General features: G+C 31.4%; 16 protein-coding genes. 2 read left to right on the forward strand and 14 right to left on the reverse strand.

Annotated features, from left to right (window positions below; genetic code table 11):
- Positions 1 to 36: 36 nt before the first annotated feature.
- A complete protein-coding gene (locus ACQYZ7_RS12225; RefSeq protein ID WP_430730018.1) occupies positions 37 to 873 on the reverse strand; it encodes a universal stress protein in 837 nt (278 codons plus the stop codon).
- A gap of 129 nt (positions 874 to 1,002) precedes the next feature.
- Here ACQYZ7_RS12225 and ACQYZ7_RS12230 point away from each other — a divergent pair, with 129 nt between their 5' ends.
- Positions 1,003 to 2,313, forward strand: a complete 1,311-nt coding sequence (locus tag ACQYZ7_RS12230; protein WP_430730019.1) for a hypothetical protein — start codon at positions 1,003 to 1,005, stop codon at positions 2,311 to 2,313.
- 45 nt (positions 2,314 to 2,358) lie between these two features.
- On the opposite strand, the gene ACQYZ7_RS12235 is transcribed toward ACQYZ7_RS12230, so the two are convergent.
- The 12 genes from ACQYZ7_RS12235 to ACQYZ7_RS12290 all read right to left on the reverse strand — a co-directional run bounded on the left by ACQYZ7_RS12235 (position 2,359) and on the right by ACQYZ7_RS12290 (position 14,157).
- Positions 2,359 to 3,057 carry a sulfite exporter TauE/SafE family protein gene (locus ACQYZ7_RS12235; RefSeq protein WP_430730020.1) on the reverse strand — a complete coding sequence of 233 codons (699 nt, stop codon included), beginning with the start codon at positions 3,055 to 3,057 and terminating at the stop codon, positions 2,359 to 2,361.
- The gene (locus ACQYZ7_RS12240; protein ID WP_430730021.1) at positions 3,057 to 3,503 is read right to left on the reverse strand and encodes a FixH family protein; all 447 of its coding nucleotides are present in this window, start codon (positions 3,501 to 3,503) and stop codon (positions 3,057 to 3,059) included. Before ACQYZ7_RS12240 ends, ACQYZ7_RS12235 begins: the two co-directional genes overlap by 1 nt.
- Before the next feature lie 69 nt (positions 3,504 to 3,572).
- Positions 3,573 to 4,994: a cytochrome c oxidase accessory protein CcoG gene (gene ccoG, locus ACQYZ7_RS12245; RefSeq protein WP_430730022.1), complete on the reverse strand. Its 1,422-nt coding sequence runs from the start codon at positions 4,992 to 4,994 to the stop codon at positions 3,573 to 3,575.
- Between the two features lie 36 nt (positions 4,995 to 5,030).
- Complete coding sequence (locus ACQYZ7_RS12250) at positions 5,031 to 5,954, reverse strand: cbb3-type cytochrome c oxidase N-terminal domain-containing protein (protein ID WP_430730023.1); 924 nt, start codon at positions 5,952 to 5,954, stop codon at positions 5,031 to 5,033.
- A 14-nt stretch (positions 5,955 to 5,968) separates the two neighbouring features.
- Positions 5,969 to 6,136, reverse strand: coding sequence for a CcoQ/FixQ family Cbb3-type cytochrome c oxidase assembly chaperone (locus tag ACQYZ7_RS12255; RefSeq protein WP_115902066.1), 168 nt, complete (start codon positions 6,134 to 6,136; stop codon positions 5,969 to 5,971).
- A gap of 5 nt (positions 6,137 to 6,141) precedes the next feature.
- On the reverse strand, positions 6,142 to 8,343 hold the full coding sequence (gene ccoN / locus ACQYZ7_RS12260) for a cytochrome-c oxidase, cbb3-type subunit I (protein ID WP_430730024.1): 2,202 nt from the start codon (positions 8,341 to 8,343) through the stop codon (positions 6,142 to 6,144).
- A 26-nt stretch (positions 8,344 to 8,369) separates the two neighbouring features.
- A complete protein-coding gene (ccoS, locus tag ACQYZ7_RS12265) occupies positions 8,370 to 8,540 on the reverse strand; it encodes a cbb3-type cytochrome oxidase assembly protein CcoS (protein ID WP_115902068.1) in 171 nt (56 codons plus the stop codon).
- A gap of 122 nt (positions 8,541 to 8,662) precedes the next feature.
- Positions 8,663 to 10,027, reverse strand: coding sequence for an oxygen-independent coproporphyrinogen III oxidase (gene hemN, locus ACQYZ7_RS12270; RefSeq protein WP_430730025.1), 1,365 nt, complete (start codon positions 10,025 to 10,027; stop codon positions 8,663 to 8,665).
- A gap of 50 nt (positions 10,028 to 10,077) precedes the next feature.
- Positions 10,078 to 10,776: a purine-nucleoside phosphorylase gene (gene deoD / locus ACQYZ7_RS12275; RefSeq protein ID WP_430730026.1), complete on the reverse strand. Its 699-nt coding sequence runs from the start codon at positions 10,774 to 10,776 to the stop codon at positions 10,078 to 10,080.
- A gap of 1 nt (position 10,777) precedes the next feature.
- A complete protein-coding gene (deoC, locus tag ACQYZ7_RS12280) occupies positions 10,778 to 11,443 on the reverse strand; it encodes a deoxyribose-phosphate aldolase (protein WP_430730027.1) in 666 nt (221 codons plus the stop codon).
- Positions 11,444 to 11,445: 2 nt separating this feature from the next.
- A complete protein-coding gene (locus ACQYZ7_RS12285; protein ID WP_430730028.1) occupies positions 11,446 to 11,778 on the reverse strand; it encodes a cupin domain-containing protein in 333 nt (110 codons plus the stop codon).
- Between the two features lie 6 nt (positions 11,779 to 11,784).
- On the reverse strand, positions 11,785 to 14,157 hold the full coding sequence (locus ACQYZ7_RS12290; protein ID WP_430730029.1) for a heavy metal translocating P-type ATPase: 2,373 nt from the start codon (positions 14,155 to 14,157) through the stop codon (positions 11,785 to 11,787).
- 102 nt (positions 14,158 to 14,259) lie between these two features.
- Between ACQYZ7_RS12290 and ACQYZ7_RS12295 the strand changes: the two genes are divergently transcribed.
- Positions 14,260 to 14,946, forward strand: coding sequence for a Crp/Fnr family transcriptional regulator (locus tag ACQYZ7_RS12295; protein WP_430730030.1), 687 nt, complete (start codon positions 14,260 to 14,262; stop codon positions 14,944 to 14,946).
- A 55-nt stretch (positions 14,947 to 15,001) separates the two neighbouring features.
- Here ACQYZ7_RS12295 and ACQYZ7_RS12300 read toward each other — a convergent pair whose 3' ends face one another.
- Complete coding sequence (locus ACQYZ7_RS12300) at positions 15,002 to 15,313, reverse strand: DUF3467 domain-containing protein (protein WP_430730031.1); 312 nt, start codon at positions 15,311 to 15,313, stop codon at positions 15,002 to 15,004.
- Between the last annotated feature and the right edge of the window lie 5 nt (positions 15,314 to 15,318).

The following is a 15,318-nucleotide window of genomic DNA, read 5'->3' on the forward strand; positions in this document are numbered from 1 at the left end:
TCAAATTGAATGAGCTTTTTTATTTTCTGTGTTGTATTAAATTTTAAAAGACAACACTGGTAATTTACTATGGTTAGCAATATCTTCTGAAATGCTACCTTCAAAAAAGTGTGCTATTCCTTTTCTTCCATGAGTCGCTACCACTAAAGCATCTGAATTTATTTTATTTGCATGGTAAAACACTCCTTTTTCTACTGTGTAATCAGAAATTATTTTTACTTTATGAACCCCTTCATCATAACTTTCATTAGTTTGATTGAAAAAACGCTTCATTCTTTCTTCTAACTCTTTTGTACTTTTAAATTTAGAAGTTGGAGTACTCACATACACTAGTTCCATATCTGCATTAAATTTCTTAATAAACTCTTTTGCTTCCTTGTATGGCTTCACGTCATCATCAGAAAAATCGCAAGCAAATAATACCTTTTCTATTTGTTTTACTACTGGCTCTTCTTTAATAACTAATACAGGTACATGTGCATAACGGATAACCTTTTCTGTATTAGAACCTATAAACATTTCTTTTAAACCACTAGCTCCTTTAGACCCCATAACTATCAAATCTGCTCCTTCGTTTCTTGCTAAAAGATCTATCTCACTAAATATTTTAAAATGTTTTATAACTGGTGTTACTTTTATTCCTGATAAATAATCTTTCTTTAAAAATTCTGCTAACTTTTTTTCAGACATTTGTAGGTAAAACAACATTTCTTGTTGTAAATAGCTTTCTGAGCGACTTAAGACAGCGTTAGACAACTCAAGCATATGTACTACCAATACCTCAGCATCTGATCTTTTTGCTAAAAAAGCTGCTGTTTGTAAAGCATTTTCAGAATATTCAGAAAAATCAACTGGGACTATAATTTTTTTCATGATTAATTACTTTTAGGTTTAATGTCTCCTATAAAGTTACCTAATTTTTATCAGTAAAGCTATGATTTTTGTCAGTTTATAAACTACTATATATTCTATACATTTGTTTTCTTAAATTTTACATTTGTTATGAATAAAAACTCTTCCAAATTTGCAGGCGTTATTGTACGTGCCTTTATTTCTTTAATGGTCGTTTCTATTTTAGGAATTTTATTAAAGTTTTTTATTACCATACCCAACCGACTTTTTTTTAATAGACTTATAGCATATACCAGTACACATTATTCATACAAACCAGGGCAAAATGGATGGACTTTTGATTTTTTTGTATTAAATAATGATGGTTTATATATAGCACTACCTTTACTTTTAGTGATTTTTATTGCTCTAATTTTTTACTTTGGGGTATTTTCTGCTATTGCTACATTTTTAAATTTTAAAGCACAAAACACGCAATTAGCTAAAAGAGATTTTATTTTAACACTACTTGTTGTTAGCTTCTACTTTATGCCCAAATTCATAAATATTGAATCTTTTTTAAACATTAATGAAAGAGGTGCTTATGTACTTAAAGAGCGTATATATAATCCTAATAATGAAATTTGGGAAATAGGTATACAAAAAATAAAAGGTAGCTATATTAAAGAACACAAAACCGTAAGCAATGACTCTTCATTTTTAGTTGTAAGAAAATTTAACACCACCAAAGTAGATACTGTTTTATTTGAAAAATTAGTTATTCCTGGTAGTAGTATTCACACTTTTAATGCAAAAAATACCCTGTGGTTATTTGAAGCTTCTAATGATTATTTAAAAGCTTTTGACATGGTTAACAGCTCCATGATTATAAAAAACAAAGAGGATTTAAATCGTATGATGCCAGAAAAATATCAAAAAAGAGGTATTGCCGAATTAAGTTACTCTTCTGCTCAAAAAAATAGTATTTATATAAAAACTAACTATGGTGAGGTATTATACTTGCATACAGATGATAATTTAATCACAGATCAATACAAATACACTAACAGCACATACTATTTAAGACGCATAAACGAACATAGATATAAATTATTAGCAAAAAAGAAACAACTAGCTACTACTTTACAAGAAGCTGTGTTTTTAAATGCTGAAATTATTTCTTACACAAATAATGTTGTTATTATTAGACACAAAGTCAACATAAAAAAAGAAACTCCTTATACCATTTCGGCATATGATACTATAACAGGAAATAAACTATGGTATTTTAATGAACAAAACAATTCTTTTTTAAATGATGCTTATGGTAAAATTATTGTAGAAGCAACTTTTTTACCAAACAAAACAATTCTTAATTTTTATGATGCTTTTGCATTAAAAGGAAATGTAATAATAGATAATCAAGGAAACTATATAACTCAAAGTATTGACATAAACGAAAAACTAGCAAATAAACATTAAAAAAACACCTTGTATACTAAATATTTAGGCTGTTTTAAATTATGGTTAATGACAGCCTTCAACTGAATTATGAATATCTGTTACAGGAAGAGGAGAAACATAAGGTATTCCTAACCCTAATCCTCTAAGAATAAACAATACTCCTATAAAAACTACAACATAAGGTATTGCTTGTTGAATTCTTTTTCGCACCAAGCCATTTGCGAAATTACCTACATAAACTACTGCTGTCATTAACGGTATAGTTCCTAACCCGAATAGAAACATATATAGGCTTCCTGACAACATATTTGTTGTAGTTAGTGCTCCAAAAACTGCCATATATACTAAGCCACAAGGTAAAAAACCGTTTAAAAAGCCAATTGTAAAAAAGGTATCGTTTCCTTTTTTCTTTAACTCTTTTCCCAGAGAAGATTTTACTTTCATTACCAACCTATTTATTGGATTTGAAAAATTATATTTCTGAAAGGTTTTAGGCACTAGAATAGCCAAAATCATTAATACCCCAACAATAATTGATAGTTGTTGCTGAAACCCAAAGAAATAAAACCCTTTTCCCAGTAATCCGAATAAAAAACCTATTAAACTATAAGTAAATAAGCGTCCTAAATGATAACTAGTAATTTGAAAAAACTGCTTTACTTTATTCGTTCTATCTACAGGTAACATAAAGGCTATAGGCCCACACATACCAATACAGTGGAAACTTCCTAATAATCCAAATATGATTGCCGAAAGAAACATTAATACACCAACTCTTTCTGAAATAAATAATCTTTATTTTTGTAGCTCCAAGAAACTGTTATGTTCCAACGACCACCCAACAAACGATTCTCAGGCACGAGCAAATATGTTTTGGAAATCGAAATAGGTATTTCGAAATCCAATTGTTTATCAGATGGTCTGTATAGGAACACTTTTCCTTTTATATCTTTTGGGTTAAAGTTCATTGGAAAATGGACTTTAATTCCTTCAGTTACTTTTTCTATTTTAATATTGTCTTTTAATGCTTTCGCATTTTTAGTTGCATTTATTTTGTTCTGAAACTCTAATTCTTGTTGATAATATTTTTCAGTTACCAAATCGTGATTATAGTTTTTACCTGTACTCATTGTTATTACAAAATACATGATAAACCCCATAAAACTTATAATTGCAATTACTATACTCGTGCCCCAGTTTAGTTTCATTTTTATTTATTTTTAAATGAAGTAATCCATTTATTTACGATGAAATCACTTCTTAATTCTTATTCGTAATTATCTATAACTTCTTGGTCCTAAAAAGTTGGTTGTAGTCGTTTCAATAAGTTTATCACCACTAAATACTCCAATTTCTAGTTTTTCCTTTTCTTTTTTCATTTCAGATTGATGCAACTCAATAAACAAAGTTCCTTCTGCTAACCCTTGTTTAGGCACTTCAAAATTTTGATGTGTTACCATTTCTATTGTTCCATTGTGAGATAACAACTTATAACTCACATTATCTATCTGTTCGGTTGTTTTGTTTACTACTTTAAAAGTGTAAATATTACTAATAATTCCGTTTTCTTTATGTTGATACAATTGACCTGGTAATCGTAAAACTGTAGCTTCTACATCATTTCTTAAAAATAACATTCCTACTAAAATTCCTGTCAAAATGAATAATACAGCAGAGTACCCCTTCATTCTTGCTGTAAACTTAAAAGGAGTTTTTTTAACAATGTTTTCTTCACTGGCATAACGAATTAACCCTTTTGGCAACCCAACTTTTTCCATTATGTGGTCACATTCATCAATACAAGCTGTACAGTTTACACACTCTAACTGTGTTCCGTTACGAATATCAATTCCTGTAGGACATACATTAACGCATTGAAAACAATCAATACAATCTCCTTTTCCTGTCGCTGTTCTATCTTCTTTTTTATTAAACTTTCCTCTTCCTGCCTTTCCTTCTCCTCTTACATGATCATAGGCTACATTAATCGTTTTATTATCTAATAATACTCCTTGTAGTCTACCATAAGGACAAGCAATAATACACACTTGCTCTCTAAACCATGCAAAAATAAAATAGAACACTCCTGTAAAAATCAACAATGAGATTAAAGTACTTACATGATCTAATGGGTTTCCTGTTATATAACTTATAAGCTTATCACTCCCTATTAAATATGCTAAGAATACATTTGCTATAATAAAAGAGATGATAAAAAAGAGAACCCATTTTAAAATTCTTTTTCTAATCTTTTCAGCATTCCAAGATTGCTTAGCCAAACGAATTTGCTTTCCTCTATCTCCTTCAATTAAATATTCTATTTTTCTGAAAACCATTTCTAAAAAAATGGTTTGTGGACAAATCCATCCACAAAAAATTCGACCAAAAACAACTGTAAATAGAATGATAAACACCACTCCTATTATCATGGAGATTACCATTAAATGGAAATCTTGTGGCCAAAAAGGAAACCCGAAAATGTTAAACTTACGTTCTAAAACATTAAATAGTAAAAACTGATTTCCGTTAATTTTAATGAAAGGTGCTAGTAATAAAAAAGTTAATAAAAAGTAACTTACATAGCTTCGGTATTTATAAAATTTACCACTTGGTTTTTTTGGAAACACCCAAGCCCTTTTTCCTTCATCATTTATAGTACCAATACTATCTCTGAATTGTTCGTTTTTGGGTGTTTCCATAATCAACTATTAAAAACTAATTTGTAACTATTATTTTTATTGAATACTGTCTTTTGGTTGTTCTCCTGTTGGTTCTGCAACAGCTGCTGCTTGACCTTCTTCTTTATATAACTCTCCTTGAGGTTCTTTTGGTTTTGCTGGAGTAGTTCCTTGTAAAGAAATAATATAACTTGCTACCTTTTGAATATCTTTTGGCTTTAACGTTTTATTCCAAGCAACCATCCCTTTACCGTCTCTACCACCATTAGAAATCGTATTAAAAATGTTCTTGACTCCACCTCCTAAAATCCAATATTCATCAGTTAAATTTGGTCCAATACCTCCACCACCATCTGCAACGTGACAAGCAGCACAGTTTAGGTTATATACTGCTTTACCTCTACTTAAATCACCAGCATCTGTTAAAACTGTTACTGTCTCTGCATCGATAACTGCTTCTTTAGAATTTGATTTAAATGCTGCTAACTCTCTTTTAGCTTCAGCTACAGCTTGAGCGTATTCCATCTCTTGATTATCTGCTCCAAGCACATGATATCTTACTAAATATACCGCTGCAAAAATGATTGTTGCATAAAACATATATAGCCACCATGGTGGTAAGTTATTATCTAACTCTTTAATTCCATCATAGTTATGATCAAGAATAATTTCATCCTCTTCTTCCACGGCTTTAGCTTCCGTCCATTTATCTATAATTTTCTTTGCCCAAGCCCAGTTATCAACTTCTTCTGGCTGAATACCATCCTTTTCCATTTGAAGCTGCTTTGCTTTTTGTTGAGCAACAATATTTAACGCTTCTTTTAAAACAACTACTGTTACAAGCCCCACAATTGCTATCCATACTAACGGATGTTCATACAAACTAAATGGGTTTTTGTATGATTTAATTGCAGTGGCAATAGCAAAAAAGGTTACTGCAACAAAAATGATATATACTATAGATTGAAAATATTTTTTCATCTTGTTTAATTTTACTAATTATCTAAAGGTAACTTACTTACATTACTTATATATTCTCTTTTGGCCGTAAATACCCACCAAAACAACACTACAAAAAATGTAAAGAATATGGTTAGCGAAATAATTGGGTATATTTCAATACCTGCAATAGTTTCCATATGGTTTTTTACAAACTTTAACATAACTTCTAGTTTTTAGCGCTTAATTGATCTTCAATATCTTTTACTTTAATATCGGTTCCTAATCTTTGTAAGTAAGCGATTAAGGCTACGATTTCTCTATCTTTCATTTCAATGAAAGTTTGTCCGTTTTCTTGAGCATATTTCTTATCTGCTTCATAGTTTGTTGCAAAATCTGGATCAGCATATAAGTTCTCTTGAATTTTGGCTCCTTGCTCTTCCATACTTACTTGCGCATTAGCTATATCTTCTTCAGTATACGGAACACCTAAACTAACCATTGCTTTCATTTTACCTTCGGTATTGCTCTTATCTAATTCGTCTCTTACTAACCATTGGTATGATGGCATGATAGAACCTGGTGAAGTACTTTGTGGATCATACATATGATTTAAATGCCAACTATCATTATACTTTCCTCCTATTCTTAATAAATCTGGACCTGTACGTTTAGATCCCCATAAGAATGGATGATCGTATACAAACTCTCCTGCTTTTGCGAACTCTCCATAACGTTCTACTTCTGATCTGAATGGACGTACCATTTGTGAGTGACATCCTACACACCCTTCACGGATATAAATATCTCTACCTTCCAATTCTAAAGGTGTATATGGTTGTACGCTTGTTATAGTTGGAATATTTGACTTCACTAATAAAGTTGGTATAATTTGAACAACACCTCCAATTAAAATTGCTACTGTAGCATAGATTGTTAATTTTACTGGTCTTCTTTCTAACCAAGTGTGCCACCCTTCTTTAGAAGTTCTGTATTTAGATACTTTTGTTAACGCGGCAGCTTCTGCTAATTCATCTGTTACTCCACTACCTGATCTTACAGTTTTAACAATGTTGTATAACATTACGAATGCTCCTAGAATAAATAAACTTCCTCCAATAGCACGCATCCAATACATTGGAATAATTTCATTTACTGTTTCTAAGAAGTTACCGTATGTTAAGGTTCCATCAGGGTTGAATTGTTTCCACATTGATGCTTGTACAAATCCTGCTACATACATTGGTAATGCATACATGATAATACCTAAGGTACCTATCCAGAAATGGAAGTTTGCTAATGCTGTAGAGTATAATTTTGTTTTAAACATTCTTGGTACTAACCAGTATAACATACCGAAAGTTAAGAATCCGTTCCATGCTAAGGCTCCTACGTGTACGTGAGCAATAATCCAATCACTAAAGTGTGCAATTGCATTTACATTCTTTAATGATAACATTGGTCCTTCAAACGTTGCCATACCATAACCTGTAATTGCAACTACCATGAATTTTAATACTGGGTCTACTCTTACTTTATCCCAAGCTCCACGGAGTGTTAATAACCCGTTAATCATACCTCCCCAAGATGGTGCAATTAACATTACAGAGAATGCAACTCCTAAGTTTTGAGCCCAATCTGGTAACGATGTATATAATAAATGGTGAGGTCCTGCCCAGATGTAAATAAAGATTAAAGACCAAAAGTGTACAATCGATAATCTATACGAGTATACTGGACGATTTGCCGCTTTAGGAACAAAATAGTACATTAATCCTAAGAACGGAGTAGTTAAGAAGAACGCCACCGCGTTGTGTCCATACCACCATTGTACCAATGCATCTTGAACTCCTGCATATACTGAGTATGATTTTAAGAAACCAACTGGTAGTGCTAAACTATTAAATATGTGTAATACCGCTACGGTTACAAAAGTTCCTAAGTAAAACCAAATAGCTACATATAAATGACGTTGTCTTCTTTGGAAAATGGTCCAAATCATGTTAGCGCCAAAAGCTACCCAAACCAATGCTATGGCAATGTCTATAGGCCACTCTAATTCGGCATATTCTTTAGAACTTGTATATCCTAAAGGCAGCGTTATGGCTGCTGCAACAATTATTAACTGCCATCCCCAAAAATTAAACTTACTTAAAAAATCACTCGCCATACGTGCTTTCAGTAATCGTTGTAGTGAGTAATAAACTCCTGCAAAAATGGCATTTCCTACGAATGCAAAAATTACTGCGTTCGTATGTAATGGTCTTAATCGTCCAAAACTTAACCACGAGATTCCGTCAGTTAAATTTGGGAATAAGAACATAAAAGCCAATAACAATCCTACTGAAAAACCTACTATCCCCCATAGTAAGGTTGCGTAGATGAATTTTTTTACGATTTTATTATCGTAATAAAATTGTTGCATTTCCATAATCTATTTGAATTTAATATCTATTGTTAATTGTTAGTTTTTGTTTCTTCTTTTACCAGTTCATCATCAAACAACATGCGAACTGAGGGTGTGTACGAATCATCGTACTGTCCTTTTTTTACTGAAACAATAAATGCTATAAAGAAAATAATAGCCACTAAAATACTTAGTGATAGTAGTAAATAAATAACGCTCATATCTTGCCTGATAATTATAGTTCAAAGATACTTGTGAAGGTTTTCTTAAAATATGACTTTTGTCATGTTTCAAGTTTTTTATATAAAAAAACTCGAAGAAAAAATCTTCGAGTTTTTGATTATTAAATTGTCATTGAAAACAATTTGGTTTCTGGTTGTTTTTCGTGTAATTTTTTATCAAATGCCATACATATATTACGCACATAGGGCCTAGCTTTTTCTGGAACAGTTAACTTACTTCCTTCAATAAAAACCAAACCATCCTCTATCATTTCTTCTAATCTCTCAATATGGTTCTCTACACTTTCAATCTGTAACGAGTCTTCTTCCCACGAAGTGGAAAAATGACACATAATATTTAAAATATGCTTTCTAATAATTAAATCTTCTTTGGATAATATGTGCCCTCTAAACACAGGTATTTCTCCTTCGTTTACAATTCTTTCGTACTCTTTTACCGTTTTTACGTTTTGTGCAAATCCGTACCAAGAATCAGATATTGACGACATTCCTAAACCAACCATTAATTGCGTTTTGTTAGCGGTATACCCCATGAAGTTACGATGTAATGTTTTCTCTTGGGTGGCTTTGTACAAACTATCGGTAGGTAGTGCGAAATGATCCATTCCTATTTCTACATACCCCATTTCTGCAAATAACTCCTTTCCTATTTCGTACAGTTCTCGTTTTTCTTCATTCTTCGGTAAATCATCTTCATTAAAACCTCGTTGTCCTACTCCTTTTACCCAAGGAACATGTGCATAACTATAAAACGAAATTCTATCAGGCTCTAATTCTTTGGTTTTATTAATCGTATGAATTACATTTTCTTTCGTTTGAAATGGTAATCCAAACACCAAATCGTGACTGATAGAGGTATAGCCTATTTCCTTTGCCCAATTGTGTGCTTTTTTAACGTTTTCAAAGGGTTGAATTCGATGAATTGCTTCTTGTACTTTTGGATTATAATCTTGTACTCCAAAACTCACTCGTGTAAACCCTAAATCGTATAAAGTTTGTAAATGTTCCTTTGTGGTATTATTTGGATGCCCTTCAAAACTGAATTCATGTTCGGGGTGTTTTTTTGCATTAACAAAAATCCCGTCAATTAATCTTTTTAATTGTTTTTCTGAAAAGAATGTTGGAGTTCCTCCTCCTAAGTGAATTTCTTTTATCACTGGTGTTTCATCTACCAAATCAACATATAATTGCCACTCTTTCAAAACTGTTTCTATATACGGATCTTCCATTTCATGACGCTTGGTTATGTGTTTATGACATGCGCAAAATGTGCATAAACTTTCACAGAATGGTAAGTGAATATATAAGCTAATTCCTTCTGAAGAATTACTTTCTATAAATGATTGTTTAAAGGTTTTTATCCATTTCTCTTTTGAAAAAGTATCGTTATTCCAATACGGAACTGTTGGATAGCTCGTATATCTGGGTCCAGGAATATTATATTTTTGTATTAGTGAATTTTTCATGTGTGTATTTTTATTAGCAAGAGATTTCTCGCTATCACTCGAAATGACAATTATGCCAATTCTAGAGCTATTTCTATCATTTCTTTAAAAGTTTGTTCTCTTTCATCTGCTGTAGTTCTTTCTCCTGTAACTAAACTATCTGAAATCGTTAAGATGGATAAAGCATTTACTTTATGTTTAGCTGCAACTGTATACAATCCGTTAGTTTCCATTTCAACACACAATACCCCATACTCTGACCATTTTTTATAGCTTTCAAATTCATCGGCATAGAATTCATCTGAACTTAAAATATTTCCTGCTTTTAATGGAATTCCTTTTTCTTTTGCTGCATCAACTGCTTTTTGAAACAACTCAAAACTTGCTGTTGGCGCAAAATCAGCCCCATTAAAACGGATGGTATTTAATCCTGAGTTAGTGGATGCCGCCATAGCTATAACAATATCACGGATTTTAACTTCTTTTTGATAAGAGCCTGCAGATCCTACTCTTATTAAATTTTTAACTCCATATTCATTAATTAATTCATGAGCATAGATTAACGCAGAAGGAATTCCCATTCCTGTTCCTTGAACAGAAATTTGTTTTCCATGATACGTTCCTGTGAATCCTAACATACCTCGAACATCATTATAACAAACTGGATTTTCTAAAAATGTTTCTGCTATCCATTTTGCACGCATAGGATCGCCTGGTAATAAAACAGTTTCTGCTATTTCTCCTTTTTTTGCTTCTATATGTATGCTCATTTTAATATTGATTTTTATCTGAAACACCACTAGTTACTAAAGAAACTCCAGAAGAAGTTCCTAAACGTGTTACTCCCTTTTCTATATACTTCTTAGCTGTTTCTATGTCTCTAATACCTCCTGCTGCTTTTATCTGAGCTTTCCCATCTACAACACTATCCATTATTTCTACATCTTTAAGTGTAGCTCCTCCTGTACCAAAACCTGTCGATGTTTTTACATAATCAGCACCAGCTTCTACCGCTAATTCACTTGCTACTTTAATTTGTTCTTTAGATAAGTAACAGTTTTCAAAAATTACTTTTAAAACATTTTCTCCTATTTCTTCTTTAATCAATCGGATTTCTTTTTCTACATAATTCTCATCGCCATCTAACAATTTTCCAATATTGATAACCATATCAATTTCTGAAGCTCCCTTTTTAATGCAATCTTTAGCTTCAAAAACCTTAGCTTTAGTTGCCATTGCTCCTAATGGAAAGCCTATTACTGCTGCTACTTTCACTTCTGAGTCTTGTAATTCTTTAGCTGCTAACTCTACATAACATCCATTTACACAAACTGCATAAAAATTATATTCTTTAGCTTCATTACACAACTTAACAATATCTGCTTTTGTTGCTGTTGCTTTTAGTAATGTATGGTCTATGTATTTATTAATATTCATAATTATATTTCTTTTACTCTTTTTAAAGTGTCTAATTTTGATAACGATAACCTTACGATACTTTCTTCAGTAGCTGTTAGATTATGTACTACTTGTGGTTTTAATGAAATTATATCTCCAGTAACCATTTGTTTTACTTCTCCTGCAACTACAAAATCTATAGATCCTTTTACTATTTGAATAATGATTGCAAATGGAGCTTGGTGATCTTCCATAGTTTGCCCTTTTTTAAATACCACTCGTATTTCTTTTGAAAAATCTGTATCTAATAATAAAGACACTGCTGGTTTAAGTTCATTAAATTTTATATCTTCTAAAAATGAGGCTACTTGCATAATTTTTTATTTTATTTTTCTCCCTAATATATTGGTAGCTATGGTTGTAAAAACCACGACACTAATTGAACTCAACGGCATTAAAATAGCTGCTATTACTGGCATTAATTGTCCTGTTACCGCAAAATAAAGTCCAACAATATTGTACATTAAAGATAGCAAAAAACAATACTTTATAATTTTTATAGCTTTTTTCGATGCTTTTATATAATTTCCTATCTCACTAAATTTTGTTGCATCTAAAATAGCATCACAAGCTGGTGAAAACACATTGATGTTTTCTGACAACGCAACTCCTACATTACTTTGTGCTAGTGCTCCTGCATCGTTTAATCCGTCACCAATCATTAATACACTTTTGTTTTTTTCTTGTAGTTCTTCTACATAGTGTAACTTATCTTGTGGTTTTTGATTGAATAAAAATGTAGTTTCCTTTGGTAATAATTCTTCCAAAAACTTTTTTTCTCCTTCATTATCACCTGAAACTATTGATAAATCATACCTTCTACTTAAATCAGAAAACAAGTCTTCAACTCCTTTTCTATAAGCATTCTTGAATATGTATTTTCCTTTGTAATCGTTATTTACACTAATATGAACCGAAGTATCAAGGTTTGATTGTTCTTTTGCATTTTTCACAAAAGAAGATGAGCCTATTTTTATAGTTGTTTGTTGGTAACTTGCTTCAATTCCTTTTCCTACATATTCTTGATAACCTTCAACAGGTAACATTTCTTCTTTTAATGAAGTATATAGCATTCTACTCAACGGGTGATTTGATGCTCGTAATGAACTTTTTAAAATCGATTTCTGAGTTTCACTTAAACCTTCCCCTTCGTACGTTATCGTGTTTTCTTTATTGGTAGTAAGTGTACCTGTTTTATCAAAAATAACAGAATTTATAGCTGCTAACTGTTCTACTACCGTCGCATTTTTTAAGTAGAATTTCTTTCTTCCAAAAATTCGTAAGATGTTTCCTAATGTAAACGGTGCTGCTAATGCAATAGCACACGGACATGCTATAATTAATACTGACGTAAATACATTTAATGCCAAGCTTGAATCGTGATACAGCCAAAATGCTGTAGACAAAAACGCTATAGACAATACGATTATCGTAAAGTTTTTACTGATTTTATCGGTTAATGTTTTGAATGATGAGTTTTTATCTTTCTGAAACACATCGTTACTCCATAACTGTGTTAAGTAACTTTGTGAAACTGAAGCTAGTACCTCCATTTCTATGCTTCCTGACAGTTGTTTTCCTCCTGCAAATAACTTATCTCCTGACTTTTTATTTACAGGAACCTCTTCACCTGTAACAAAGCTATAATCTATTTTTGCTTCTCCGCTAATTAAAATTCCATCAACAGGAATTAACTCTTGATTCCTTATTAGTAATCTATCTCCTTTTGTAACGTCATATATTTGTGTGTTTTCCTCCTTCCCTTCGATAGTTATCTTGGTTACAGCAATTGGAAAATAAGATTTATAATCACGTTCAAATGACAAGAAATTATAGGTCTTTTGCTGAAAAAACTTCCCTAGTAATAAAAAGAAAACTAGTCCTGTTAAACTATCAAAAAAGCCTGTTCCTAAGTCAAGAACTATTTCTGCTGTACTACGTACAAATAGCACTAAAATTCCTAAAGCAATTGGAACATCAATATTTAAAATTTTTGAACGAAGTCCTTTATATGCTGAAATGAAATAATCTTGTCCTGCATAAAAAACTACAGGAAGTGAAAATGCGAACATTAACCAACGGAAGATTCCTTTATATTGTTCTAACCAGTATTCAGACACTTCAAAATACTCTGGAAATGACAAGAACATCACATTTCCAAAAGCAAACCCAGCTATTCCTAGCTTATAAATTAAACTACGATCTACTTTCTTTTTACCAACCTCATAATCTTCTAAGCTTATGTAAGGCTCATAACCAATAGAGCTTAATAGTAATACGATCTCTTTAAGTGATGTTTTTTCAGAATTATAAGTAATTCGAACTGTTTTCTTCGGAAAGTTAACCTGTGATGAAGATACGTACTTTTGTAATTTATGTAGATTTTCTAACACCCAAATACATGAGCTACAGTGTATGTGCGGAATGTATAAATTTATTACCTGTACATTACCGTCGTTAAACTCTAATAGTTTATCTACAATAGATCCATTATCCAAGAAATCATATTTTCCTTGTATTTCTTCCGGTATTGCTCCTGGGTTGTTTTGAAAATCGTAATAACAAGTTAAATCGTTTTCTGAAAAAATTTCATAAACTGTTTTACATCCATTACAGCAGAAAAATTTATCTTCTATTGTAATTGTTTTTGTATCGCACTCGTTACCACAATGAAAACATGTTGTGCTTTCCATATTTACTCTTTTGCCTTGTACAAATGTCCGATAAGATTACAAATTAAAACATGATAATTATCAGCTTTTCCGTATATTTGAGTAGCAAAAAAAAGGCATATTATGAGCAAATGTGAACAGTGTATTATTCGACAATTCAACTCTTTAAAAGCCTTGACTAAAGATGAATTAGTAAGAATCTCTGGGTGCAAAACTTCTAAAATAATTAAAAAGGGAGAGACTCTTTTTAATGAAGGAGAGTACATTAATGGTGTTTTTTGTGTTAAGGACGGTGTTTGTAAAGTATCTAAAATGAGTGATAATGGTAGAGATCAAATTATTCATTTAATAAGAAAAGGAGATATTTTAGGTGAACGTAGTTTAATAAACAATGAAGCTTCTAATTTAAAAGCCATTGCCGTAAATGATATGGAAGTTTGCTTTATTCCTAAAGAAGAAATTCTCAGAGATTTAGAAAACAATTCTAACTTTTCTATGGATGTTTTGAAAAAGATGGCTAATTCTTTAAAGAAAGCTGACGGTGTTATTGTTGATATGGCTCAAAAAACTGTAAAACAACGTTTAGCTGCTACTCTCTTACTATTGGACACTAAGTTTGATAAAAACGAAAATGGCTCTATAAACATTAATTTATCAAGAGAAGATATTGCTAATATTATAGGTACAGCAACTGAAAGTGCTATCCGTTTACTTTCTGAATTTAAAAAGAAAAAATTAATTGATTTAAAAGGAAAAGAAATATTTATAACTGATGTAAAAACTCTAAAAGAGCTTTCTGAAGGGTTCTAATCTTTCTTATATTATTACAAACAAAAAAATCGTCTAAATAGACGATTTTTTTGTTTTAGGCTTCACCAGTAGTACCTCCAAAGTTCATTGGAATTGGTGGTTGCTCATAATCTTTTATTTCACCATGTGCTTGTTCAAACTTACGAATATTATCTGCTAATGCTTTTGATAAACGTTTAGCGTGCTGTGGTGTTAAAATTATTCTTGATTTTACTTTTGCTTTTGGAACTCCAGGCATAATATTAATAAAATCTACTATAAACTCTGAAACAGAATGATTTATAATAGCTAAATTACTATAGGTTCCTTCTGCTATTTCTTGATCTAACTCTATATTTAATTGTGGGTCTTTCTTATTATCTTCCATAATTG

This window comes from Tenacibaculum sp. SDUM215027, assembly GCF_050566205.1.
Lineage (GTDB): Bacteria > Bacteroidota > Bacteroidia > Flavobacteriales > Flavobacteriaceae > Polaribacter.